At 62.4% G+C, this 23,968-nt stretch carries 20 protein-coding genes and 1 pseudogene; 13 read left to right on the top strand and 8 right to left on the bottom strand.

Going from position 1 to position 23,968, the window contains the following annotated elements; all coding sequences use genetic code 11:
- Positions 1-84 precede the first annotated feature (84 nt).
- A complete protein-coding gene (locus L6D64_RS11240; RefSeq protein WP_176508138.1) occupies positions 85-621 on the bottom strand; it encodes a chorismate mutase in 537 nt (178 codons plus the stop codon).
- 150 nt (positions 622-771) lie between these two features.
- Entirely contained in the window at positions 772-2,178 is a 1,407-nt protein-coding gene (gene glnA, locus L6D64_RS11235; protein WP_054884259.1) for a type I glutamate--ammonia ligase, read from the bottom strand.
- A gap of 479 nt (positions 2,179-2,657) precedes the next feature.
- Between glnA and thiI the strand changes: the two genes are divergently transcribed.
- From thiI to L6D64_RS11220, 3 genes are all read left to right on the top strand, one after another.
- Positions 2,658-4,112 (top strand): tRNA uracil 4-sulfurtransferase ThiI, encoded by a 1,455-nt coding sequence (thiI, locus tag L6D64_RS11230; RefSeq protein ID WP_176508139.1) that lies wholly within the window; start codon positions 2,658-2,660, stop codon positions 4,110-4,112.
- 127 nt (positions 4,113-4,239) lie between these two features.
- On the top strand, positions 4,240-6,060 hold the full coding sequence (typA, locus tag L6D64_RS11225) for a translational GTPase TypA (RefSeq protein WP_176508140.1): 1,821 nt from the start codon (positions 4,240-4,242) through the stop codon (positions 6,058-6,060).
- 124 nt (positions 6,061-6,184) lie between these two features.
- Positions 6,185-7,615, top strand: a complete 1,431-nt coding sequence (locus L6D64_RS11220) for a PhoPQ-activated protein PqaA family protein (RefSeq protein ID WP_176508141.1) — start codon at positions 6,185-6,187, stop codon at positions 7,613-7,615.
- A gap of 67 nt (positions 7,616-7,682) precedes the next feature.
- Here the strand turns inward: L6D64_RS11220 and L6D64_RS11215 are convergent, their stop codons facing one another.
- Together L6D64_RS11215 and L6D64_RS11210 are read right to left on the bottom strand one after the other, a co-directional pair.
- Positions 7,683-7,943 (bottom strand): DUF3077 domain-containing protein, encoded by a 261-nt coding sequence (locus L6D64_RS11215; protein ID WP_176508142.1) that lies wholly within the window; start codon positions 7,941-7,943, stop codon positions 7,683-7,685.
- Between the two features lie 142 nt (positions 7,944-8,085).
- Complete coding sequence (locus tag L6D64_RS11210) at positions 8,086-8,367, bottom strand: hypothetical protein (RefSeq protein WP_152955594.1); 282 nt, start codon at positions 8,365-8,367, stop codon at positions 8,086-8,088.
- Between the two features lie 520 nt (positions 8,368-8,887).
- On the opposite strand from L6D64_RS11210, the gene L6D64_RS11205 reads away from it, so the two are divergent.
- Positions 8,888-9,478, top strand: coding sequence for a hypothetical protein (locus tag L6D64_RS11205; RefSeq protein WP_176508143.1), 591 nt, complete (start codon positions 8,888-8,890; stop codon positions 9,476-9,478).
- A gap of 173 nt (positions 9,479-9,651) precedes the next feature.
- Here L6D64_RS11205 and L6D64_RS11200 read toward each other — a convergent pair whose 3' ends face one another.
- On the bottom strand, positions 9,652-10,056 hold the full coding sequence (locus tag L6D64_RS11200; RefSeq protein ID WP_003249225.1) for a YkgJ family cysteine cluster protein: 405 nt from the start codon (positions 10,054-10,056) through the stop codon (positions 9,652-9,654).
- Positions 10,057-10,240: 184 nt separating this feature from the next.
- Between L6D64_RS11200 and L6D64_RS11195 the strand changes: the two genes are divergently transcribed.
- The 3 genes from L6D64_RS11195 to L6D64_RS11185 all read left to right on the top strand — a co-directional run bounded on the left by L6D64_RS11195 (position 10,241) and on the right by L6D64_RS11185 (position 14,593).
- Positions 10,241-12,691 (top strand): glycogen/starch/alpha-glucan phosphorylase, encoded by a 2,451-nt coding sequence (locus L6D64_RS11195; protein ID WP_054884264.1) that lies wholly within the window; start codon positions 10,241-10,243, stop codon positions 12,689-12,691.
- A gap of 291 nt (positions 12,692-12,982) precedes the next feature.
- Entirely contained in the window at positions 12,983-13,993 is a 1,011-nt protein-coding gene (locus L6D64_RS11190) for a class 1 fructose-bisphosphatase (RefSeq protein ID WP_016712457.1), read from the top strand.
- 3 nt (positions 13,994-13,996) lie between these two features.
- Positions 13,997-14,593 (top strand): DUF924 family protein, encoded by a 597-nt coding sequence (locus L6D64_RS11185; RefSeq protein WP_176508144.1) that lies wholly within the window; start codon positions 13,997-13,999, stop codon positions 14,591-14,593.
- A gap of 33 nt (positions 14,594-14,626) precedes the next feature.
- Here L6D64_RS11185 and L6D64_RS28510 read toward each other — a convergent pair whose 3' ends face one another.
- A complete protein-coding gene (locus L6D64_RS28510) occupies positions 14,627-15,352 on the bottom strand; it encodes a methyl-accepting chemotaxis protein (protein ID WP_373874236.1) in 726 nt (241 codons plus the stop codon).
- A gap of 129 nt (positions 15,353-15,481) precedes the next feature.
- A pseudogene (locus L6D64_RS28505) lies at positions 15,482-16,519 on the bottom strand (HAMP domain-containing protein); the annotation flags it as partial.
- Between the two features lie 224 nt (positions 16,520-16,743).
- Between L6D64_RS28505 and bamE the strand changes: the two are divergent.
- Both bamE and L6D64_RS11170 read left to right on the top strand, forming a co-directional pair.
- Entirely contained in the window at positions 16,744-16,998 is a 255-nt protein-coding gene (gene bamE, locus L6D64_RS11175) for an outer membrane protein assembly factor BamE domain-containing protein (RefSeq protein WP_027921036.1), read from the top strand.
- Positions 16,995-17,567: a lipocalin family protein gene (locus tag L6D64_RS11170; RefSeq protein WP_176508146.1), complete on the top strand. Its 573-nt coding sequence runs from the start codon at positions 16,995-16,997 to the stop codon at positions 17,565-17,567. Before bamE ends, L6D64_RS11170 begins: the two co-directional genes overlap by 4 nt.
- Before the next feature lie 35 nt (positions 17,568-17,602).
- Here L6D64_RS11170 and L6D64_RS11165 read toward each other — a convergent pair whose 3' ends face one another.
- Positions 17,603-18,967 (bottom strand): formimidoylglutamate deiminase, encoded by a 1,365-nt coding sequence (locus L6D64_RS11165; RefSeq protein WP_176508147.1) that lies wholly within the window; start codon positions 18,965-18,967, stop codon positions 17,603-17,605.
- A gap of 145 nt (positions 18,968-19,112) precedes the next feature.
- Here L6D64_RS11165 and hutC point away from each other — a divergent pair, with 145 nt between their 5' ends.
- From hutC to hutH, 4 genes are all read left to right on the top strand, one after another.
- Entirely contained in the window at positions 19,113-19,823 is a 711-nt protein-coding gene (gene hutC / locus L6D64_RS11160; protein ID WP_176508220.1) for a histidine utilization repressor, read from the top strand.
- On the top strand, positions 19,820-20,389 hold the full coding sequence (locus L6D64_RS11155; RefSeq protein WP_176508148.1) for a HutD/Ves family protein: 570 nt from the start codon (positions 19,820-19,822) through the stop codon (positions 20,387-20,389). The genes hutC and L6D64_RS11155 overlap by 4 nt, the downstream gene beginning before the upstream one ends.
- A 257-nt stretch (positions 20,390-20,646) precedes the next feature.
- Positions 20,647-22,320 (top strand): urocanate hydratase, encoded by a 1,674-nt coding sequence (gene hutU, locus L6D64_RS11150; RefSeq protein WP_054884271.1) that lies wholly within the window; start codon positions 20,647-20,649, stop codon positions 22,318-22,320.
- A gap of 69 nt (positions 22,321-22,389) precedes the next feature.
- Positions 22,390-23,922, top strand: a complete 1,533-nt coding sequence (gene hutH / locus L6D64_RS11145) for a histidine ammonia-lyase (protein WP_176508149.1) — start codon at positions 22,390-22,392, stop codon at positions 23,920-23,922.
- Positions 23,923-23,968: the final 46 nt, after the last annotated feature.

Genomic DNA, 23,968 nt, shown 5'->3' with positions numbered 1-23,968 from the left:
GGATTTAACGTTTCACGTGACCTTTTTTGGGGTGTACTCGAGGGCGTTTGCCTTTTGAGTGCACCAATATAGAGCATAGAGGTTTCAGGTTTTATCGCACAGTTGGCCGGTGGCGCGTATCAGGGCTTGCCGGGTCAGGTCGTCCACTGAGTGGTGGGCGATTGTCTGGGCCAGCGTCGCGGCGCAATCCTGTGGTGGCTGGCGGTCAAAGGCTGCCAGGCGCTTGAGCAGTTCGGCCTGCAGGGCATCCAGCTGTGGCCGGACAGCCTGCTGCAAGTCGCTGCGCTGCGTTTCGGGCGCAGTGCCCTTGGCGTGCCAGCGGGAAAGCAAGGTGTACTGCACCAGTTTGTTGGCTTCGATCTGGTCGGAGAAAAACGCTTGCGCGCGCTGCGGGGCCAGGCCGTGGTCAGCTGCGAGCGCTCCGACGTTGGCCAGCACCTGTGTTTCACGCTGGCTGGCCTGCACCGGTTGGTCGGTATCCCATTTGTACAGGGCGACGGCTTCGGCCAGGGACAGGCGGCTTACGATGCTGTCCAGCAAGGGGAAAAGGACGGGGTCCTTGGTAGCGGCGCAGCCGGTCAGGCTGATGAGGGTGAACGCTGCGAAAGGCAAAAGACGCATGATGAACCTCCTGTGGGTGGAGGCCTGAGTGTGGCGATGCGCGCAGGCGCTTCGGGTAAGACACTTCCGAAGTTCTTGAGGGCCAAAGCAGAAACGGCCTCCCGAAGGAGGCCGTCTTGATCAGGTCATCGACGTCAGGCGCCGATCAGATCAGCAGCTGTAGTACAGCTCGTATTCCAGCGGGTGTACGAAGGTGCGGACCTTGATTTCTTCTTCGCTCTTCAGCTCGATGAAGGCATCGATGAAGTCGTCGGAGAACACGCCGCCCTTGGTCAGGAACGCACGGCCTTTGTCCAGCTCTTCCAGGGCTTCTTTCAGGCTGCCGCAAACCTGCGGGATGTCCTTGGCTTCTTCTGGCGGCAGGTCGTACAGGTTCTTGTCGGCAGCGTCGCCAGGGTGGATCTTGTTCTGGATACCGTCCAGGCCAGCCATCAGCAGGGCCGCGAAGGCCAGGTACGGGTTGGCCGATGGGTCCGGGAAGCGGGCTTCGATACGACGGGCTTTCGGGCTGCCGACGTAAGGAATACGGATCGAGGCGGAACGGTTGCGAGCCGAGTAGGCCAGCATTACCGGGGCTTCGAAGCCTGGGACCAGACGCTTGTACGAGTTGGTCGACGGGTTGGTGAAGCCGTTCAGGGCCTTACCGTGCTTGATGATACCGCCGATGAAGTACAGGGCGGTGTCGGACAGGCCGGCATAGCCTTCGCCGGCGAAGGTGTTCTTGCCGTCTTTCCAGATCGACATGTGCACGTGCATGCCCGAGCCGTTGTCGCCGTACAGTGGCTTCGGCATGAAGGTGGCGGTACGGCCGTAAGCGTCGGCAACGTTGTGCACGACATATTTCAGGGCCTGAACTTCGTCGGCTTTCTTCACCAGAGTGTTGAACTTGACGCCGATTTCGTTCTGACCGGCAGTCGCCACTTCGTGGTGGTGAACTTCAACGGTCTGGCCCATTTCTTCCAGAGCGTTGCACATGGCGGTACGGATTTCGTGGTCGTGGTCGAACGGCGGAACCGGGAAGTAGCCGCCTTTCACGCCTGGACGGTGGCCTTTGTTGCCGCCTTCCACGTCAGCGCCAGTCATCCACGAGCCTTGCTCGGAGAAGATCTTGAACATCGAACCGGAGATGTCCGACTGGAACTTCACTTCGTCGAAGATGAAGAATTCTGGCTCTGGGCCAGCAAATACGGTGTCACCGATGCCGGTGCTCTTCAGGTACTCTTCGGCGCGCTTGGCGATCGCACGTGGGTCGCGATCGTAGCCCTGCATGCTCGACGGGTCGACGATGTCACAGGTGATGATCAGGGTCGGCTCTTCGGTGAACGGGTCCAGAACAGCGGTCTCGTCGACCGGCATCAGGATCATGTCGGAAGCTTCGATGCCTTTCCAGCCAGCAATGGAGGAACCGTCGAACATCTTGCCGACTTCGAAGAAGTCTTCGTCCAGGCCATCACGCGCCGGCATGGTCACGTGATGCTGAGTGCCTTTGGTGTCCGTGAAACGCAGATCAATCCACTTGACGTCATGATCTTTGATGAGTTGAACCGACTTCGACATGTTGTCCTCCGGAGGGTCTAGAGCGCGGTGGGCCGCTGCTCTGGAAAAAGGGTGTTGCCGGGCGCGGATAGTCGGCCAAGCTTACCTGCCTCACAAGGGAGCAAATTGCATGCCAGTGCCCGAAAATGGCGAGGGCGGGATAAAAAGGGGCGTTTGCGGGCATTTGGCGGGCTGGCAACGGCTAAAAGTGCACCCTTACGAGGCAAGAATCGAGTGTAGAGCACCAAATGTGTGCACGGCTTTGAGGGTGTGCTTTTTTTGAGGGCCTCTTCGCGGGTAAACCCGCTCCCACAGGTATTGCACAGGCGCGATACCTGTGGGAGCGGGTTTACCCGCGAAAGGGCCGGAACAGGCGGCACAAAACCCGGCTCCTGCATTTATCTCAAAGCTTCTGATCAAAAGTTGGTCAAATCCTGAGCAATTTCCGCTATAATTCGCGCCCCTCATTTTCGGCAGGCCTTGCGCGCGCTGTTAACCCAATGAAACTTATCGTCAAAGTCTTCCCAGAAATCACCATCAAGAGCCGGCCGGTGCGCAAGCGCTTCATCCGCCAGCTCGGCAAGAACATCCGCAACGTGCTCAAGGACCTTGATCCAGAGCTCGCGGTCGATGGTGTCTGGGACAATCTCGAAGTGGTCACCCGCGTCGAGGACGAGAAGGTCCAGCGCGAGATGATCGAGCGCCTCACCTGCACGCCAGGCATCACCCACTTCCTGCAGGTCGAGGAATACCCGCTGGGTGACTTCGACGATATCGTCGCCAAGTGCAAGCACCACTTCGGCCACCTGCTGGCCGGCAAGCGCTTCTCGGTGCGCTGCAAGCGCGGCGGTCATCACGACTTCACTTCGATGGACGTCGACCGCTACGTCGGCAGCCAGCTGCGCCAGCAGTGCGGCGCAGCCGGCATCGACCTGAAGACGCCTGAAGTCGTGGTGCGCATCGAGATTCGCGATCAGCGCCTGTATGTGATCCACAACCAGCACAACGGCATCGGCGGCTACCCGCTGGGCGCGCTGGAGCAGACCCTGGTGCTGATGTCCGGTGGTTTCGACTCCACCGTGGCGGCCTACCAGATGATGCGCCGTGGCCTGATGACCCACTTCTGCTTCTTCAACCTCGGCGGCCGTGCCCACGAGCTGGGCGTGATGGAAGTCGCCCACTACCTGTGGAAGAAGTACGGCAGCAGCCAGCGCGTGCTGTTCATCAGCGTGCCCTTCGAAGAAGTGGTCGGCGAGATCCTCAACAAGGTCGACAACAGCTACATGGGTGTGACGCTCAAGCGCATGATGCTGCGTGGCGCCGCGCACATGGCCGACCGCCTGCAGATCGATGCCCTGGTCACCGGCGAAGCGATTTCCCAGGTCTCCAGCCAGACCCTGCCGAACCTGTCGATCATCGACTCGGCCACCGAAAAGCTGGTGCTGCGTCCATTGCTGGCCAGCCACAAGCAGGACATCATCGACCAGGCCACCGAAATCGGCACCGCCGACTTCGCCAAGCACATGCCGGAATACTGCGGCGTGATCTCGGTGAACCCGACCACCCATGCCAAGCGCCACCGCATGGAGCACGAAGAAAAGCAGTTCGACATGGCCGTGCTGGAGCGTGCCCTGGAGCGTGCCAAGTTCATTTCCATCGACCACGTAATCGATGAGCTGGGCAAAGACATCGAGGTCGAGGAAGTGGCCGAGGCGCTGCCTGGCCAGATCGTCATCGACATTCGCCACCCCGATGCCCAGGAAGACGAACCTCTGGCACTGGAAGGTATCGAAATCCAGGCCATGCCGTTCTACGCGATCAACAGCAAGTTCAAGCACCTGGACCCAACGCGCCAGTACCTGCTGTATTGCGACAAAGGTGTGATGAGCCGTTTGCACGCACACCACCTGCTCAGTGAGGGACATGCCAATGTGCGTGTTTATCGTCCGACATAAGACGCCAGGGCTGTATGGCGGCAGTATCCGCCATCGCCCTCCCGACCCTCGGGCCCGCTGAGCCGCAAACCGTACATATTCGCCGCCTAAACTGGCGGCAACCGAATCCTCTGATCGAGATACAGTTGTGATCGAAAATCTGCGTAACATCGCCATCATCGCCCACGTTGACCATGGTAAAACCACCCTGGTCGACAAACTCCTGCGTCAGTCCGGCACCCTGGAGCGTAACGAGCTCAACGACGAGCGCGTCATGGACTCCAACGACCAGGAAAAAGAGCGCGGTATTACCATTCTGGCAAAAAACACCGCCATCAACTGGAACGGCTACCACATCAACATCGTCGACACCCCCGGCCACGCCGACTTCGGTGGCGAGGTTGAGCGTGTGATGTCGATGGTCGACTCCGTGCTGCTGCTGGTCGACGCCCAGGACGGCCCGATGCCGCAAACCCGCTTCGTGACCAAGAAGGCCTTCGAAGCCGGCCTGAAGCCGATCGTCGTGATCAACAAGGTCGACCGTCCAGGCGCGCGTCCTGACTGGGTTCTGGACCAGATCTTCGACCTGTTCGACAACCTCGGTGCCACCGACGAACAGCTGGACTTCAAAGTCGTCTACGCCTCGGCCCTGAACGGTATCGCCGGCCTGGACCACACCGCCATGGGCGAAGACATGACCGCCCTGTACCAGTCGATCGTCGACAACGTACCGGCGCCTTCCGTTGACCGTGACGGCCCGTTCCAGATGCAGATCTCGGCACTGGACTACAACAGCTTCCTCGGCGTTATCGGTGTTGGCCGTATCGCCCGTGGCCGCATCAAGCCGAACACCCCGGTCGTCGCCATCGACACCAACGGCAAGAAGCGTAACGGCCGTATCCTCAAGCTGATGGGCCACCACGGCCTGCACCGCGTCGACGTCGAAGAAGCCCAGGCTGGCGACATCGTCTGCATCAGCGGTTTCGACGAGCTGTTCATCTCCGACACCCTGTGCGCCCCGGATGCGGTAGAAACGATGAAGCCGCTGACCGTTGACGAGCCGACCGTTTCGATGACCTTCCAGGTCAACGACTCGCCGTTCTGCGGCAAGGAAGGCAAGTTCGTCACCAGCCGTAACATCAAGGACCGTCTGGACAAGGAGCTGCTGTACAACGTTGCTCTGCGCGTTCAGGAAACCGATTCCCCTGACAAGTTCAAGGTATCGGGCCGTGGTGAGCTGCACCTGTCCGTGCTGATCGAAACCATGCGCCGTGAAGGCTTCGAGATGGCCGTGGGCCGTCCTGAAGTGATCATCCGCGAAGTCGACGGCGTCAAGCAGGAGCCGTTCGAGAACGTCACCATCGACATCCCTGAAGAATCCCAGGGCAAGGTCATGGAAGAGATGGGTCTGCGTAAGGGCGACCTGACCAACATGGTGCCGGATGGCAAGGGCCGTGTTCGCCTGGAGTACAACATTCCAGCCCGTGGTCTGATCGGTTTCCGTAACCAGTTCCTGACCCTGACCAACGGTGCAGGCATCCTGACCTCGATTTTCGATCGCTACGACACCATGAAGTCGGGCCAGATGTCCGGCCGTCTGAACGGCGTTCTGGTTTCGGTCGAGACTGGCAAGGCACTGACCTACTCACTGGAAACCCTGCAGGCTCGCGGCAAGCTGTTCGTTGAACACGGCCAGGAGATCTACAACGGTCAGATCATCGGCCTGAACAGCCGTGACAACGACCTGGGCGTGAACCCGACCAAAGGCAAGAAGCTCGACAACATGCGTGCTTCGGGCAAAGACGAAGTCATCGCCCTGGTTCCGCCAGTTCGCCACACCCTCGAACAGGCCCTGGAATTCATCCAGGACGACGAGCTGTGCGAAGTCACGCCTAAGTCGATCCGCCTGCGCAAGAAGATCCTGGACGAAGGCGAGCGTACCCGCGCTGCCAAGAAAGCCAAGAACTGAGTTAGCTCAGGCTGAATGAAACGCCCCCGGTCGAAAGGCCGGGGGCGTTTTTGTTTATGCCGCTGGCGGCCTGGCCAAGTGGTGTCTAGGCTGGGGAGCTTTGGTTCTCAAGGAAGAGCGCTTCATGAATGTTCGCTGGGTATTCGCGATCTCCTGTCTGTTCGCCAGTTTCCATGCCAGCGGCCAGCAGGACTGCGCCGGCCTGCGGCCACAGGAAGTGGTCAGGTGCCACATCGGCAATGTTCGACAGACGCCACTGGATGCCCAGTTGTTCGAGCAGACGTCATCGCCTGACTATCGCTTCCTGGCGTTTCACATGACCTCCCAGCAATGGGCGCCGGCCCCGGTCGTGCAGCCGCGTGAATGGAAGCACGATGTCGAGTTGCACGTGCCCCGCCATGCCGCGCCCGGCAAGGCGTTGCTGGTGGTGAACAATGGCGTGCGCTTTGGTGCGGCGCAGCCCCCGAGCTATACCCGCGAGATATTGCGTGAGGTGGCCCTGAAGGCAGGCATCGCGGTGGTGATGGTCAGCGATGTGCCCAATCAGGCGCTGACCTTCAGTGACGTCCAGAAACCCCTGCGTGAAGATGAAGCTGTCGCCCATACCTGGGCGCATGCGCTGAATGACCAGGCTGCCGCGCCTGAGCTGCCCTTGCAGGTGCCGATGGCCGCTGCGGCGAGCCGTGCGATGGACCTTGCGCAGGATCAGTTGAAAAAGATCGGGCACAAGGTCGACCGGTTCATCATCACGGGCGGCTCCAAGCGTGGTTGGGGGGCATGGTTGACGGCGCTGGCCGATGACCGGGTGATGGCCATCGTTCCCAACGTGATCGAGGTGGAGGATACCGCCGCCATGCTGGCCGGCTTGCGTCAGCGCTACGGTGGCCACTGGCCCCTGGCGTTGCTGCCTTATCAGCAGGCGGGGGTCTTGAAGCAGCTGGACAGTCCTGGATTTGCGCGCCTGGCAGCCATGATCGATCCGATGCAGTACCTCGATGAGCCTGGCCAGCGCCTGGCGATCCCCAAGTACCTGGTATCCGCCAGTGGCGATGATTTCTTCGCCCCCGACCCGGTTACCGATTACCAGCAGCGCCTGCCGGGGCAGACCAGCCTGAGGGTATTGCCGAATTCGGACCATGCCGGAGTGCGTGAGGCGGTGGTCAGTACGTTGGTGCCTGTGGTGAAGCGCCTGCGTATGGGCAAGGCGCTGCCGAAGGTGCAGCTGTTCGCCGATGAGCGCGCAGGAACGATGCAGGTCAGATTTTCCGAGCGGCCATCGACCGTCAAAGTGTGGACGGCCATCAACAGTCGGGATCGGGACTTCCGCTATGCCTGTGGGGTGCGCTACGAGTCCCGGACGATCAAGCCGAAGCGGCGGCTTACCGTGCAGCGAACTGCACCCAGCGCGGGTTGGCAGGCGCAGTTCATAGAGGCCACCTTCGCTGACGGTTTCATCGCTACCAGCCCGGTCAGTGTCTGGCCGCAAACCTTCCCGGATCATCCGCCGGCAGACCTTGGCGGGGCGTGCCGGAGTGTTCCTGCGGACATACCCTGAGCATCCGCTGACGGATCACGGTGGTGCTAGCCACAGCTTCCCGGGGGACAGTGCGTGAGCCGCTGGCTCAGTGCGGCATGCCCAGTTCGGCATCGTCCAGCAGGGCTTTGGCCAATGCACTGAGGTAGTGCGCGGCCCAGATCAGTTGCGGGTCGTTGTCCATGACGGCGGTCAGGGTCAGGTCGCGCACGCAGCCCAGCAGCTCGGAGGCTTGGTCGCGGGCGTCCTGGCAGGGGATGCCTGCGCAGACCTTGAACAGGGGTTGTTTGTGCTCTTCGCCTTGGTAGAAGCAGGTTTTGCCGGGGGTGGTGTGGTTGTTCTCGGTCATCTGTTTCTCTCCCTGAATGTTTGATGTGGATGGCACCGGCCCTGCCGGTGTTCGCGGGTGAACCCGCTCCCACAGGGGATGTGCGATGCCCACGGCCGGCGCCGTACCTGTGGGAGCTGGCGCGCCCGCGAAAAGGCGAACATCAATGGGTGCTGCCGGCACGCTCCAAGGCGAGCGACAAGGCATCCGCCTGCCCCCAGGCCAACTGCATGGCCCGCAAGCCATTCACCAGCGTCTCCCGCGTGCGGTCATCCTCTATGCCATCGAGGGCGCGGTGGCTGTGGTTGTAGGCGATCATCAGGTAGTGGGTGATGTTGACCACGACGTGGTCGAGAGGGACGAGGTTTTCGCAGATGGCGTGGGTGAGGGTCGTGCCGTCTGGGAGGTCGAAGTGGTGGGGTGGGTCGGGGACGATCTTTTTCATGGCTGGCTCTCATGTCATTGACCTCACCCGTTCGTTTCCACACGAAAGGGTGGCGGTTGTACACGGAGTGGAAAACCAGGCATGAGAACCCCGGCAGGCCTTGCGGCCTTCCGCGTACAACCGCCATGACGACAGTCGCAGATCTCATGAATTGCCGGGTTTCCACACCCGATCGCTGAACCATTCAGCGACATGGACAGCCTAGGGGGACAGGTTTCCAGTAACAATCAGACGCGAGTCGACAGGGTTTGTAGGGTATTTCGCTAGGACTGAAGTCGCCAGCTACTACCTGTAGGAATTATCTGCATCTAGAGTGGGAAAGTTTCTTGGTGCATAGAGGGAAAGTTTTTAGTTGCCTTGGCAGGGCGGTGTATAGCTTAGATTTTGGGCAGCCTAGAAGACTGATATTTCCTGTGTCGGTTACAACATATTTCTTTGTACTCAATTACTTACCAAGCTGTCTTTGGCAATAGCCAATTGCCTCAGTACGCTGCCTGCTGGCAATTGATTGAGGCAGAAAATGAAGGGCAAGGGGTGGAAGGAGCACTTGGCTCGTGGCCACATTGAGGTCGCAGGCAGTACGTGGAGTCTGCTCCATTTGCGCCCACTCTCACATCAGTTGAAGATCCCGGGCCACGGGATGGAGGAAGTAGCGCTGGCGGTCGAGTATTCAGGTCATTGCGTCAGCTATGGCCCAAAGCAAGGGACCGAACTGGACTTCGATCATATGGGGCACGATCACTTGCTGATCGATCATCGGGGAATTCGCCGTGCCTTCTGCCCTAACCGTCACAAGCTGTCAGTTCAGTTGCCTTCCATTATTGCTTCTTTGCCTGACCGGCAATGCCTGTTTACTGGGCATAGCAACTGGTTGACCATCGAGGGTAATCAGTTCGGGTATCCGGAGGGCAGCCGATATGAGGTGTATTTCAACTTGCGTCGAGACTCGCCCCGTAGCCTGAAGCTCCATGTGGAAAGCGCTTATGTGCGTGACCCTGGCCATCCTTCCAATAGGCCTACTGCGCTGAAGCGGCACGAAAAGATCAAAGGCTGGTTGCTGATACTGAAGAAACTGAGAAATGAGCCGATTCGGCGGCCTGTAAGGCGATAGCAGTCTGTAAAAATACGAAACCCCCAATGAAGGGGGTCGTATCGCGGATGCCCTTAGGGAGTAATCCCATCAACCGGCACGGCCGGAACCAGGTGGCGGCGTCTAGACACTTCCTGACGGAAGCTCCGTGTACATCGAGACAGGTGAAAGTCTATTGAGTCCTGGCGAGACCGTCAACGCCCAACCACCTTCGGCTTGTAAGCACAATACCCCGGCCGCGGCCCGACCTTCGGGTGGTTACGGCAGGTATCCGGCCGCTTGTCATAGATGGTGCACAGCCGGCTCTTGCGATCCAGGTACATGCAGTCATCGTTGCTCATCCGGGTCAGGGTGAAGATCCCCGACTTCTGGTTGAAGCGCTCGATGATGCCTTCCTTCTGCAAACGCTTGGCCACGTTCTTCGGCGGTTCGTCTTTCTCGAACTCATCCACCACGCCAATGCGGATCAGATCCTTGATCTTCACCTCCACCGGCAGGGTGCAACAGGTCGAATGGCAGCCATGGCACATGTTGCTGGTATAGCGCTGCCAGGTCTCCAGGCGGTCGACTTCGGCTGCGGCGATCAGGGTCGTTTTCATCGTTATGAGGGTGTATCACGGTCTCGGGGGCGCGATCATACCGGAATTGCTCAATTTTTGAACAACCTTTTGAGCGAATGCGCAAAGGTTCATGAAAACCACGAACACTGGCTGTCGCTCTTGGTCGAAGCGTCTAGGCTGATCAATCTGCCTCCGCTTTCGTCAACTTGCCCGAGGATGCCCCATGTCCCAGGAACCTGAAGCTCGTGACGCCGAAGTCGCGGAATTTCGCGCTGCTGTACTGGATAAGCTGACCTACGCGGTCGGCAAGGACCCAGAGCATGCCTTCGACCATGACTGGTTCGAAGCCATCGCCCTGGCCGCGCGCGATCACATGGTCGACCACTGGATGGACCACACTCGCCGGGCCTACCGACGTAGCCAGAAGCGGGTCTACTACCTTTCCCTGGAATTTCTCATCGGCCGCCTGCTCTACGACAGCCTGAGCAACCTCGGCTTGCTGGACATCGCCCGCGATGCGCTCGAAGGCCTGAACGTTGACCTGGAGCGCATTCGCCTGCTCGAGCCGGATGCCGCGCTGGGCAATGGCGGCCTCGGCCGCCTGGCGGCCTGCTTCATGGAGAGCATGTCGACCCTGGGTATCGCCGCCCATGGCTACGGCATTCGCTACGAACACGGGCTGTTCCGCCAGGCGCTGGTCGATGGCTGGCAGCAGGAGCAGACCGAGAACTGGCTGGACTTCGGTAACCCCTGGGAGTTCGAGCGCGCCGAGGTGATTTACCCGATCAGTTTCGGCGGTAGTGTCGAAACGGTGCACGATACCCATGGCCAGCAACGCCAGGTGTGGTGGCCGGGCGAGACGGTGCGGGCCGTGGCCTACGACACGCCCGTGGTCGGCTGGCGCGGAGCCAGTGTCAACACCCTGCGCCTGTGGCGGGCGCGGGCGCTGGAAGAGCTGCACCTGGAGCGCTTCAATGCCGGTGACCACCTCGGCGCGGTCGCCGAAGTCGCGCGGGCCGAGAGCATATCGCGGGTGTTGTACCCGGCCGATAGCACCGAGGCCGGCCAGGAGCTGCGCCTGCGCCAGGAGTACTTCTTCGTGTCGGCCTCGCTGCAGGACCTGCTGCGTCGCCACCTCAACATGCATGACAACCTGCTCAACCTGCCGGATGCGGCAGCCATCCAGCTCAATGACACTCACCCGTCGATCGCCGTGGCCGAGCTGATGCGCCTGCTGGTCGACCAGCACGAAATTCCCTGGGATACCGCTTGGGAGCTGACGGTCGGCACCCTTGCCTACACCAACCACACGCTGTTGCCTGAAGCCCTGGAAACCTGGCCAGTGGCGTTGGTGGAGCGCATGCTGCCCCGGCATATGCAGATCATCTACCTGATCAATGCCTACCATATCGATAGCCTGCGCGCCAAAGGCCTGCACGATTTCGACGTGCTGCGCGCAGTCTCGCTGATCGAAGAGGACAACGGCCGTCGGGTGCGTATGGGCAACCTGGCATTTCTCGGCTCACACAGCGTCAACGGCGTATCGGCGTTGCACAGCAAACTGATGAAGAGCACGGTGTTCGCCGATCTGCACAAGCTCTACCCGCAGCGGATCAACAACAAGACCAATGGCATCACCTTCCGCCGCTGGCTGTACCAGTCCAACCCGCAGTTGACCGAGATGCTGGTCGAGGCGCTCGGGCCGGAGCTCAAGGACGACCCCGAGGGCCGCCTGGCCGGGCTGGTGCCATTCGCCGACAAGGCGGGCTTCCGCAAACAGTTCGCCGCCCAGCGACTGCACAGCAAGCGTGCCCTGGCCAGCATCATCCAGGATCGCGTCGGCGTCACGGTCAACCCGGAGGCGCTGTTCGATGTTCAGGTCAAGCGCATCCACGAATACAAGCGCCAGTTGCTCAACCTGCTGCACACCGTGGCGCTGTACCAGGCCATGCGCAACGACCCCGCTACTCACTGGGTACCGCGGGTGAAGATTTTCGCCGGCAAGGCGGCGGCCAGTTACCACCAGGCCAAGCTGATCATCAAGCTGGCCAACGACATCGCCCGGGTGGTGAACAACGACCCGACCGTGCGCGGCCTGCTCAAGGTGGTGTTCCTGCCCAACTACAACGTCAGCCTGGCCGAAAGCATCATCCCGGCGGCGGATCTCTCGGAGCAGATCTCCACCGCCGGCTACGAAGCGTCCGGCACCAGCAACATGAAGTTCGGCCTCAACGGCGCATTGACCATCGGTACGCTCGACGGTGCCAACGTCGAGATGTGCGAGCAGGTGGGGGCGGACAACATGTTCATCTTCGGCCTGACCGCGCAGCAGGTGGAGGCGCGGCGCAAGGCGGGGGACTTCGGTGCGAATGCGGCGATTGCCGCGTCCAGTCGCCTGAACGATGTGCTGCAGGCGATTCGCAGCGGGGTGTTCTCGCCGGATGACCCCTCGCGCTATGCCGGGCTGATCGACGGGTTGGTGGCCTATGACCGCTTCCTGGTGTGCGCCGACTTCGATGCCTACTGGGATGCCCAGCGGCGGGTCGAGGAGCTGTGGCATACACCTCAGGAATGGTGGCGCATGGCGGTGCTGAACACGGCGCGGATGGGCTGGTTCTCCTCGGACCGGACCATCCGCGAATATGCCACCGAGATCTGGAAGGCCTTGGATTGATGAGGCGCGCGCCGTCATTGTGGGAGCGGCCTTGCGTCGCGAAAGGGCTGCGTAGCAGCCCCTCGATCCATGCAATTCAGCTGAAATCCCGGGGCCGCTACGCGGCCCTTTCGCGACGCAAGGCCGCTCCCACAGATTCCGCGTAGTTGGCCGAGTGTGTGCGGGGCAACCGACCATTGACCGGGCACTCGCTGAACTCAACGGCGCAAGTCGAGTCTCTTTGCTCGCTAGGCTGCAACTCTCCCTGTAAACTGCGGGGGTTTTTCACCCCCTATCCTTTCGGAGCCATACATGTCCCGCGTTACCCTGAGTCGCTATCTGATTGAGCAGACCCGCAGCAACAATACCCCTGCCGATCTGCGCTTCCTGATCGAAGTGGTGGCGCGTGCGTGCAAGGAAATCAGCCATCACGTGTCCAAGGGCGCCCTCGGCGGCGTGCTGGGCAGCATGGGCACGGAAAACGTGCAGGGCGAAGTCCAGAAGAAACTGGACGTGATCTCCAACGATATCCTGCTCGAAGCCAACGAGTGGGGCGGCCACCTGGCGGGCATGGCGTCCGAGGAAATGGACAACGCCTACCAGATCCCGGGCAAGTACCCGAAAGGCGCCTACCTGCTGGTCTTCGACCCGCTGGACGGTTCGTCCAACATCGACGTCAACGTGTCGGTCGGCACCATCTTCTCGGTACTGCGTTGCCCTAACGAGTACCTGAGCCAGAACGAAACCCTGAACGAGAACGCCTTCCTGCAGCCAGGCACCCAGCAGGTCGCCGCCGGTTATGCCATCTATGGCCCGCAGACCATGCTGATCCTGACCCTGGGCAATGGCGTCAAGGGCTTCACCCTGGACCGCGAACTGGGCAGCTTCGTCCTGACCCACGAGAACATCCGCGTGCCGGAAAGCACCGCCGAGTTCGCCATCAACATGTCCAACCAGCGTCACTGGGAAGCCCCGGTGCAGCGCTACGTAGGTGAACTGCTGGCTGGCGAGACCGGCCCGCTGAAGAAGAACTACAACATGCGCTGGATCGCCTCGATGGTGGCCGACGTGCACCGTATCCTGACCCGTGGCGGTCTGTTCATGTACCCGCGCGATGCCCGTGAGCCGAGCAAGCCGGGCAAGCTGCGCCTGATGTACGAAGCCAACCCGATGTCGTTCATCATCGAGCAGGCCGGCGGCGCCTCCACCAACGGTTACGATCGCATCCTCGACATCAAGCCGGAGAGCCTGCACCAGCGCGTGTCGGTGATCCTCGGCTCGAAGGAAGAGGTCGAGCGCGTCACCGCCTACCACAAGGAGTAAGTCATGCTCGCACCTTGGCAGCCGTTGCTGGAGTGGTGGTTCGGTTGGGGCACCAGTCCCCAGGCCGTGGCTGACGAGAAGAGCACGCTGTGGTTCGGCAAGCATCACGATGCCGAAGCCCAGGCGCTGTTTGGCGAGCTGGTCGAGCAGGCCCTGGCGGGTGGGCTCGACGAGTGGCAGCAGAGCCCGCAGGGCTGGCTTGGCCTGCTGATCCTGCTGGATCAGCTGCCACGCATGCTCTACCGCGACACGCCGCGCGCCTTCGAAGGCGACCGGCGTGCCCAGGTAGTGGCCATGCAGGGGCTGCAGAAGAACTGGGATTACCAGTTGCTGCCGATCCAGCGGGTATTCGTGCTGCTGGTGCTGGAGCATGCCGAGGTGCTGGACTGGCAAAACCTGTGCGTCGAGCGCTACCAGGTGCTGCTGGAAGAGCAGCCGGAAGGTCACCGCCGCCTGTTCGAAGGCTTCCTCGACTATGCCGAACAGCACCAGCGGGTGATTGCCCGTTTCGGCCGCTTCCCGCACCGCAACCTGGTGCTGGGGCGACCGAGCACCAGCGAAGAGATGGATTTTTTGCTGGAGCCTGGGTCCAGGTTCTAGTGCCAGTGGGGCTGCTTTGCAGCCCCAACATTTTCAGATCCTGAAACTGCCCACCAGATGCTTCAACCGCTCGACCTGATGCTCAAGGTCGGTGCAGGCACGCAAGGTGCTCTGCAGGTTCTGTACCCCTTCATGGTTCAACGTATTGATCTCGTTGATGTCGACATTGATCGACTCGACCACGGCCGTCTGCTCTTCGGTGGCGGTGGCCACCGACTGGTTCATGCCATCGATTTCGCCAATGCGCTGGGTCACGCTGCCCAGCCGCTCGCCGGCCTGGTTGGCAATGCCCACGCTGTGGTCGCTGTGCGCGCGGCTCTGGTTCATGGTACTGACCGCCACTTGCGCGCCGGCCTGCAGCTCTTCGATCAGGCGCTGAACCTGTTGTGCCGACTCCTGGGTACGGTGCGCGAGGTTGCGAACTTCATCGGCAACCACGGCAAAACCACGCCCGGCTTCGCCGGCTCGGGCCGCTTCGATCGCGGCATTGAGCGCCAGCAGGTTGGTCTGCTGGGAAATACCGCTGATCACATCGAGGATCTGGCCGATGTTGGCGGTGTGGGCATTGAGCGTCTCGATGTTGCCACACGAGTCGCTGATCCGTGCCGACAATTGGTTCATCACATCGATGGTGCGCCCGACCACCTGCTGGCCATCCTCGGCCAGGCCACGCGCTTCGCTGGAGTGTTGCGAGGCCAGCGCGGCGTTCTGGGCGATTTCCTGGGCGGCGGCGCCCAGCTGATTGATGGCTGCCGCCACGCTGTTGGTGCGGCTGGACTGCTGGTCGGCGTTGTTGATCGAGGCATTCGAAGCGCTCACCACCTGGGCCGCCACGGCGTTGACCTGGCCGGTGGCCGAGGCCACTTCGCGGATCGACTCGTGAATACGTTCGACGAAGCGGTTGAACGATTGGCCAAGGCTGCCGAATTCATCCTGGGCGTGGATGGTCAGGCGCCGGGTCAGGTCGCCTTCGCCTTCGGCGATGTCGTGCATGGCGCGGCCCATCAGGTGCAATGGCGCCATCAGCACGCGGATCAGCAGGCCGAGCAGGGCGATGATCGCCACCACCGCGATCAAGGTGGCAATGATGGCCGAGGTGCGCAGCTCACCCAGCATGGCGAACGCTGCCTCCTGGTCGAGCACCAGGGCCACGTACCAGTCTGCCGACGGCACGCCATCGACGTGGGTGAAGCTGATGAACTGCTTGTGGCCGTCGACTTCGACTTCCTTGAGGCCGCTGCCGATTCGCGGCGTGTCCTGCGGGTAGACATCGGCCAGGGTTTTCAGGGCCAGGTCGGCTTTCGGGTGGATGAGGATCTTGCCTTCGCCATTGACGATGAACGCATGGCCCTGGCCGTCGAAGTTCAGGGCGTTGATCAGGTTGCTGATGGTCTGCAGGTCGGTGTCGGCGCCGCTGACGCCGATCAGCCTGCCGGCTTGCTGCACCGGGGTGGCCAGGGTGATCACCAGCTTGCCGGCCGAGGCCGAGATGTACGGCTCGGTGACGATGGTCTGGCCGCTGGCAAGGGCCGCCTTGTACCAGCCCCGCACCCGCGGGTCGTAGTCGGCGGCGCGGTTGCCCACCGGTACCGACTGCATGCTGCCGTCCTGGCCGCCGAAATAGGTGAGCTGGAAGTTCTTGCCGTAGACCGGCAAGGCCAGGCTGCGGTCCAGGCTGGCTTTGCCCGGCCCATCGACCGCAACTTGCTGGGCCAGCGAGTCGAGCAGCTGGATCCGGCTGTCGAGCCAGTTGCGGATGTTGCCGGCGGTGAGGCTGCCCAGGTCCTGCAGCGTGGTCTGCGTGTCGCTGCGCAGGGACTGGCGTTGTCGGTAGTCGTTGAACAGCACGAAACAGGTGAAGGCAACTGCCACCACGAGGGCGGCGGCCAGCAGGATCTTGTGGCTGAACTTGAGGTTCTTGGTCATTTTTCTGGTCTGCACAAGGCAAGGCGTAGGAGGGGACTGTGGCAATGCGCCACAGCGTGCTCGCTGTGTCGTCGCGGTGGGCTGAAACATTAATCGTTTGCGCAGGGCCAGCCGACCAACGGTGTACGACGAAAGCGGTGGTGGCAGGGAACCAGGGAGGGATTTTCCCGTCGAAGGTCACTGCAGGCCACTCGCCTGTGTCTATTTCCCAGGAGTGTCCCTTCATGTCGTTGCGTTCCCTCGCCCTGTTGTCCTTGTGCGTCGTCCTGACCGCGTGCAGCAAGATCAATCAGGAAAACTATTCCAAGCTCAAGGCCGGTATGAACAAGGCCGAGGTCGAGCAACTGCTCGGCACGCCCACCGAGTGCTCTGGCGCACTGGGCATGAGCAGCTGTACCTGGGGGGACGAGAAGAGCTTCATCAGCGTGCAATACGCGGCCGACAAGGTACTGATCTACTCCGGGCAGGGCCTCAAATGAGGCGTTTGCACGTTCTGCTGGGGCTGTGCCTGGTGATGCTGCTGGGTGGTTGTGCCACTTCCGCCCACGATCCGCTGGCGCCGAAGACGGCGGGTGATGTCGACCTCAAGCGCTATCAGGGCAAATGGTATGAACTGGCGCGCCTGCCGATGAAGTACCAGGCCGATTGTGCGCAGTCCGAAGCGCATTACAACCTCAAGCCCGATGGCTCCTACGGTGTGCTCAACCGCTGCCGCACGATGGGCGATGAGTGGCTGCGTGCCGAGGGGCACGCCTACATCCAGGAGCCGGGGCATACCGACAGGCTGTGGGTGGAGTTCGACAACTGGTTCACCCGCCTGGTCCCAGGCGTGGCCAAGGGCGAGTACTGGATCCTGTACGTGGACGACCGCTACCGTACCGCGATCGTCGGCAGCCCGGACCGCAAGTACCTGTGGATCCTGTCGCGCACGCCGACCTTGCCGGTGTGGGAGCGCGAGAGCCTGATGTCCAAGGCCCGCCAGCAGGGCTATGACACCAGCCGCTTGATCTGGCGTACCCCGGACAAGCAGATCGTGCAGATGCATTGAGATGAAGGGGGCCGCTGTTGCGGCCCCCTCTGCATTCAACCCAGTAGCGTTCGCAGTACTGCGGCAAACGCCTGCCGGCTTTCCTCTTCATGGGCATGTTGCCCCTGACGCACCACCCACTGACCATTGACCATCACATCGCGCACCTGACGGTCGCCGCCCGCGAACAGCCAGCGGTTGAGAATCCCGTCGCCCTCGGCCATGGCGATGTACGGGTCTTGCCCATCCAGCACCAGCCAGTCGGCGCGCTTGCCGACCGCCAGTTCGCCAATCGGCTGCCCCAGCGCCTGCGCGCCGCCGACCAGTGCTGCGTCATACAGCGTGCGCCCGACCATCGGCTGGTCGCCACGGTATAGCCGGTTGCGCCGCTGATCCCGCAGACGTTGGCCGTATTCCAGCCAACGCAGCTCTTCGACCACGCTCAGCGACACATGGCTGTCCGAACCGATGCCCATGCGCCCGCCCTGGGCGAGGAACTCCACGGCCGGGAAAATGCCATCGCCCAGGTTGGCTTCGGTGGTCAGGCACAGCCCGGCCACCGCGCCACTGCGTGCCATGGCCGTGACTTCGTCGGCCTCGGCGTGGGTGGCGTGCACCAGGCACCAGCGGCGGTCCACGTCGACGTGTTCATACAGCCATTGCAGCGGCCGCAACCCGCTCCAGGCCAGGCAGTCGTCGACTTCCTTCTGCTGTTCGGCGATGTGGATATGAATCGGGCACTGCGGGTTGCCGGCAGCCAGTACCTCGGCGATCTGGCCGGGCGTGACCGCGCGCAGCGAGTGGAAGCACAGGCCCAGCTGCTGCGCAGGTTGCGCTGCCAATATTGGCGCCAGTTGCGCCTGCAGCTGCAGGTACTGTTCGGTGGAGTTGATGAAGCGCCGCTGCCCTTCGTTCGGCGCCTGGCCGCCAAAACCGGCATGGCTGTAAAGCACGGGTAGCAAGGTCAGGCCGATGCCGCTGCTGGCCGCAGCTGCACTGATGCGTCGGGACAGCTCGGCCGGGTCGGCGTAGGCTTTGCCCGCCTGGTCATGGTGCACGTAGTGGAACTCGGCCACCGAGGTGTAGCCGGCCTTGAGCATCTCGATGTACAACTGGCGGGCAATGACCTGCAGCTGCTCCGGGGTGATCTTGCCGACCAGGCGATACATCAGCTCGCGCCAGGTCCAGAAGCTGTCGTTGGGGTTGCCCGCGACTTCCGCCAGCCCCGCCATGGCCCTTTGGAACGCATGCGAGTGCAGGTTGGGCATGCCGGGCAGCAACGGCCCGGCCAGGCGTTCGGCGCCTTCGCCCGAAGCGTCGGCTTCGATGCGGCTGAGCAGGCCGTCACTGGACACTTCGAGGCGGACGTTACTGGCCCAACCCGTAGGCAGCAGGGCGCGTTCGGCAAAATAGGCGGACATCGGAGAAAATCCTGTTATTGTTTGACTTGTATATACATATACAGGCGTTTGCCTGCCGGGTAAACTGCGGCAAGCTACCGCTCATTCCATTGCCTAAGGACTCAACGCCGTGCCGACACCTCCTGTCTCCGCGCTGGTTGCCCAGATGGGCGAGGGCCCGGCGCCGCTGTATGCCCGGGTCAAGCAGATGATCATCCAGCAGATCGAAAACGGCAGCTGGCCGCCGCATCACCGGGTACCTTCAGAGAGCGAACTGGTCAGCGAGCTGGGCTTCAGCCGCATGACCATCAACCGCGCCTTGCGTGAACTCACCGCTGAAGGCCTGCTGGTGCGGATGCAGGGCGTAGGCACCTTCGTCGCCGAGCCCAAGACCCGCTCGGCGCTGTTCGAAGTCAACAACATCGCCGACGAGATCGCCGGCCGTGGCCACCAGCATAGCTGCCAGGTGATCAAGCTGGCCGAAGAGGCCGCCGGTTCCGAACGCGCCCTGGTCCTGGACATGCGCGAAGGGCAGCGGGTGTTCCACTCGTTGATCGTGCATTACGAGAATGGCGTGCCGGTGCAGATCGAGGACCGTTACGTCAACGCCGCCATCGCCCCCGACTACCTCAAGCAGGACTTCACCCGGCAGACGCCGTATGCCTACCTGTCCCAGGTGGCGCCGCTGACCGAGGGCGAGCACGTGGTCGAGGCGATTCTCGCCGAACCCGAAGAGTGTCGCCTGTTGCAGATCGAGCGCGGCGAGCCCTGCCTGCTGATCCGTCGTCGCACTTGGTCGGGTCGTCAGCCCGTGACTGCAGCGCGGCTGATCCACCCCGGTTCCCGTCACCGCCTTGAAGGACGTTTCAGTAAATGACCCAGTTGCAGTTGCTGCGTGCGCAGGATTACCCGCGCATGCCGTGGAAGAACGGTGGCGGTTTCACCGAAGAGATCACTCGCGACAACGGCGAGGGGCTCGATGGCTTCGGCTGGCGCCTGTCGATCGCCGATATCGAGGAGTCGGGCGGGTTTTCCGTGTTCGCCGGCTACCAGCGGATCATCACCGTGCTGCAGGGTGACGGCATGCGCCTGCTGGTCGACGGCCAGGCCAGTCGGCCGTTGCTGCCGTTCGATGCGTTCGCCTTCAGTGGTGAGAGCCAGGTCAGCTGCAAATTGCTCGGTGGGGCGATCCGCGACTTCAACCTGATCTATGCGCCGCAGCGCTATCGGGCGCGCTTGCAGTGGTTCGACGGCACCAGCCGGTTGTTCAGCTCGGCGTCGACGGTGTTGCTGTTTGCTGCGAGCAACCAGGTTGAAGTGGCGATGGCAGGAGAGACGCACCAGTTGGGGCTTTACGACTGCTTGCGGCTGGATGGCAATGACGGGTTGCTGGGGCTGGATGTGCAGGGGCGGTTTTGCCTGATCGAGCTCATTCGAAATTGAAATAGCTGGGGCCGCTTCGCGACCCTTTCGCGACACAAGGCCGCTCCCACAGGTACAGCGCGATGGCTCAGGCTGGCGCTGTACCTGTGGGAGCGGCCTTGTGTCGCGAAAGGGCTGCGCAGCGGCTCCGGCTTTTTCGGCCGTTTAGCGGAATCGTCCGACAATTTTGGTTGTCCATGCTTGTACATACAAGTAAAGATGTGTTTGTATAGTGACCACGACACATCTGCCCGCGGACAACCGCCGAGGACCTTCCCGTGACCGACAACAACAAATACCGTGACGTTGAAATCCGTGCCCCCCGTGGCAACAAGCTGACCGCCAAGAGCTGGCTGACCGAAGCGCCACTGCGCATGCTGATGAACAACCTCGACCCCCAGGTCGCGGAAAACCCGAAAGAGCTGGTGGTGTATGGCGGCATTGGCCGCGCCGCGCGCAACTGGGCCTGCTACGACAAGATCGTCGAGACCCTGACCCGCCTGGAAGACGACGAAACCCTGCTGGTGCAGTCGGGCAAGCCGGTCGGCGTGTTCAAGACCCACAGCAACGCGCCGCGTGTACTGATCGCCAACTCCAACCTGGTACCGCACTGGGCCAACTGGGAGCACTTCAACGAACTGGACGCCAAGGGCCTGGCCATGTACGGCCAGATGACCGCCGGCAGCTGGATCTACATCGGCAGCCAGGGCATCGTCCAGGGCACCTACGAAACCTTCGTCGAAGCTGGTCGCCAGCACTACGGCGGCAGCCTGAAAGGCAAGTGGGTGCTGACCGCCGGCCTCGGCGGCATGGGCGGTGCCCAGCCATTGGCCGCAACCCTGGCCGGTGCCTGCTCGCTGAACATCGAATGCCAGCAGAGCCGCATCGACTTCCGCCTGGAAACCCGCTATGTCGACGAGCAGGCAACTGACCTCGACGACGCCCTGGCCCGCATCGCCAGGTACACCGCCGAAGGCAAGGCAATCTCCATCGCCCTGCACGGCAACGCCGCCGAAATCCTGCCAGAGCTGGTCAAGCGTGGCGTGCGCCCGGACATGGTCACCGACCAGACCAGCGCCCACGATCCACTGAACGGCTACCTGCCTGCCGGCTGGACCTGGGAGCAGTACCGCGACCGCGCGCAGACCGAGCCGGCTGCTGTGGTCAAGGCCGCCAAACAGTCGATGGCCGTGCACGTACAGGCCATGCTCGACTTCCAGAAGCAAGGCATCCCGACCTTCGACTATGGCAACAACATCCGCCAGATGGCCAAGGAAGAGGGCGTAGCCAACGCCTTCGATTTCCCAGGCTTCGTCCCGGCCTACATCCGTCCGCTGTTCTGCCGTGGCATCGGCCCGTTCCGCTGGGCGGCGCTGTCCGGCGACGCTGAAGACATCTACAAGACCGACGCCAAGGTCAAGGAACTGATCCCGGACGACGCCCACCTGCACCGCTGGCTGGACATGGCTCGCGAGCGCATCAGCTTCCAGGGCCTGCCGGCACGTATCTGCTGGGTTGGCCTGGGCCTGCGCGCCAAGCTGGGCCTGGCCTTCAACGAAATGGTCCGCAGCGGCGAGCTGTCGGCACCCGTGGTCATCGGCCGTGACCACCTGGACTCCGGCTCGGTGTCCAGCCCCAACCGCGAAACCGAAGCCATGCGCGATGGCTCCGATGCCGTCTCCGACTGGCCGCTGCTCAACGCCCTGCTCAACACCGCAGGCGGCGCCACCTGGGTATCGCTGCACCACGGCGGTGGCGTAGGCATGGGCTTCTCCCAGCACTCGGGCATGGTCATCGTCTGCGATGGCACCGATGAAGCCGCCGAGCGTATCGCTCGGGTGCTGACCAACGACCCGGGGACCGGCGTGATGCGCCACGCCGATGCCGGTTACGACATCGCCATCGACTGCGCCAAGGAGCAGGGCCTCGACCTGCCGATGATCACGGGCTGATCGCTGCGCTTTGAGTGATACTGAATACAAGAGGGGCCTGCGGGCCCCTGACAGAATTGGAGTAGCGAAGTGACCGTACTGACCCTCAAGCCCGGTACCCTGACCCTGGCCCAGCTGCGCGCCATCCACGCCGCGCCGGTGCGCCTGCAGCTGGACGCCAGTGCCGCGCCGGCCATCGACGCCAGCGTCGCCTGTGTCGAGCAGATCATTGCCGAAGACCGTACCGCCTACGGCATCAACACCGGTTTTGGCCTGCTGGCTTCGACCCGCATCGCCAGCCACGACCTGGAAAACCTGCAGCGCTCGCTGGTGCTGTCCCACGCCGCCGGTATTGGCGCGCCGCTGGATGACGCCCTGGTGCGGCTGATCATGGTCCTCAAGATCAACAGCCTGAGCCGTGGATTCTCCGGTATCCGCCGCAAGGTCATCGATGCGCTGATCGCCCTGGTCAACGCCGAAGTCTACCCGCACATCCCGCTCAAAGGCTCGGTTGGCGCTTCTGGCGACCTGGCACCGCTGGCGCATATGTCGCTGGTGCTGCTGGGCGAAGGCAAGGCCCGTCACCAGGGCCAGTGGCTGTCGGCTACCGAAGCCCTGGCTGTTGCCGGCCTCGAGCCGCTGACCCTCGCCGCCAAAGAAGGCCTGGCCTTGCTCAACGGCACCCAGGCGTCCACCGCGTATGCCCTGCGCGGCCTGTTCCAGGCTGAAGACCTGTATGCCGCCGCCATCGCCTGTGGTGGGCTGAGCGTCGAAGCAGCGCTGGGTTCGCGTTCGCCGTTCGATGCGCGTATCCACGAAGTGCGCGGCCAGCGTGGGCAGATCGACACCGCTGCCTGTTTCCGCGACCTGCTCGGCGACTCCAGCGAAGTGTCGCTGTCGCACAAGAACTGTGACAAGGTCCAGGACCCGTACTCGCTGCGCTGCCAGCCACAGGTCATGGGCGCCTGCCTGACCCAGATCCGCCAGGCTGCCGAGGTGCTGGGCATCGAAGCCAACGCCGTGTCGGACAACCCGTTGGTGTTCGCCGCCGAAGGCGACGTGATTTCCGGTGGCAACTTCCACGCTGAGCCGGTCGCCATGGCCGCCGACAACATCGCCCTGGCGATCGCCGAAATCGGTTCGCTGAGCGAGCGCCGCATCTCGCTGATGATGGACAAGCACATGTCCCAGCTGCCGCCGTTCCTGGTGGAAAATGGCGGGGTCAACTCCGGCTTCATGATCGCTCAGGTCACCGCTGCCGCCCTGGCCAGCGAGAACAAAGCCTTGTCGCACCCGCACAGTGTCGATAGCCTGCCGACCTCGGCCAACCAGGAAGACCACGTGTCGATGGCCCCGGCCGCTGGCAAGCGCCTGTGGGAAATGGCCGAGAACACCCGTGGCGTGCTGGCCATCGAATGGCTGGGTGCGTGTCAGGGGCTGGACCTGCGCAAAGGCCTGAAGACTTCGGCGAAGCTTGAGCAGGCGCGTCAGGCGCTGCGCCGGGAAGTGCCGCACTATGACCGTGACCGCTTCTTTGCACCGGACATCGAGGCAGCTGTCGAGCTGCTGGCCAAGGGCTGCCTGACCGGGCTGCTGCCTGCGGGTGTGCTGCCTAGCCTGTGATGCCCCCCGGGGCCGCCTTGCGGCCCTTTCGCGGGCACGCCCGCGC

This window comes from Pseudomonas urethralis (assembly GCF_021602465.1).
In the GTDB taxonomy this organism is placed as follows: Bacteria; Pseudomonadota; Gammaproteobacteria; order Pseudomonadales; family Pseudomonadaceae; genus Aquipseudomonas; species Aquipseudomonas vlassakiae.
The sequence above is the reverse complement of the archived record's forward strand: the minus strand, read 5'-3'. Positions and strand labels throughout refer to the sequence as shown.

Excerpts from the sequence above, each read along its gene's own strand:
- L6D64_RS11240 (WP_176508138.1), bottom strand. The coding sequence starts at position 621 with ATGCGTCTTTTGCCTTTCGCAGCGTTCACCCTCATCAGCCTGACCGGC.
- glnA (WP_054884259.1), bottom strand. The coding sequence starts at position 2,178 with ATGTCGAAGTCGGTTCAACTCATCAAAGATCATGACGTCAAGTGGATT.
- thiI (WP_176508139.1), top strand. The coding sequence starts at position 2,658 with ATGAAACTTATCGTCAAAGTCTTCCCAGAAATCACCATCAAGAGCCGG.
- L6D64_RS11220 (WP_176508141.1), top strand. The coding sequence starts at position 6,185 with ATGAATGTTCGCTGGGTATTCGCGATCTCCTGTCTGTTCGCCAGTTTC.
- L6D64_RS11215 (WP_176508142.1), bottom strand. The coding sequence starts at position 7,943 with ATGACCGAGAACAACCACACCACCCCCGGCAAAACCTGCTTCTACCAA.
- L6D64_RS11210 (WP_152955594.1), bottom strand. The coding sequence starts at position 8,367 with ATGAAAAAGATCGTCCCCGACCCACCCCACCACTTCGACCTCCCAGAC.
- L6D64_RS11205 (WP_176508143.1), top strand. The coding sequence starts at position 8,888 with ATGAAGGGCAAGGGGTGGAAGGAGCACTTGGCTCGTGGCCACATTGAG.
- L6D64_RS11200 (WP_003249225.1), bottom strand. The coding sequence starts at position 10,056 with ATGAAAACGACCCTGATCGCCGCAGCCGAAGTCGACCGCCTGGAGACC.
- L6D64_RS11195 (WP_054884264.1), top strand. The coding sequence starts at position 10,241 with ATGTCCCAGGAACCTGAAGCTCGTGACGCCGAAGTCGCGGAATTTCGC.
- L6D64_RS11190 (WP_016712457.1), top strand. The coding sequence starts at position 12,983 with ATGTCCCGCGTTACCCTGAGTCGCTATCTGATTGAGCAGACCCGCAGC.
- L6D64_RS11185 (WP_176508144.1), top strand. The coding sequence starts at position 13,997 with ATGCTCGCACCTTGGCAGCCGTTGCTGGAGTGGTGGTTCGGTTGGGGC.
- bamE (WP_027921036.1), top strand. The coding sequence starts at position 16,744 with ATGTCGTTGCGTTCCCTCGCCCTGTTGTCCTTGTGCGTCGTCCTGACC.
- L6D64_RS11170 (WP_176508146.1), top strand. The coding sequence starts at position 16,995 with ATGAGGCGTTTGCACGTTCTGCTGGGGCTGTGCCTGGTGATGCTGCTG.
- L6D64_RS11165 (WP_176508147.1), bottom strand. The coding sequence starts at position 18,967 with ATGTCCGCCTATTTTGCCGAACGCGCCCTGCTGCCTACGGGTTGGGCC.
- hutC (WP_176508220.1), top strand. The coding sequence starts at position 19,113 with ATGGGCGAGGGCCCGGCGCCGCTGTATGCCCGGGTCAAGCAGATGATC.
- L6D64_RS11155 (WP_176508148.1), top strand. The coding sequence starts at position 19,820 with ATGACCCAGTTGCAGTTGCTGCGTGCGCAGGATTACCCGCGCATGCCG.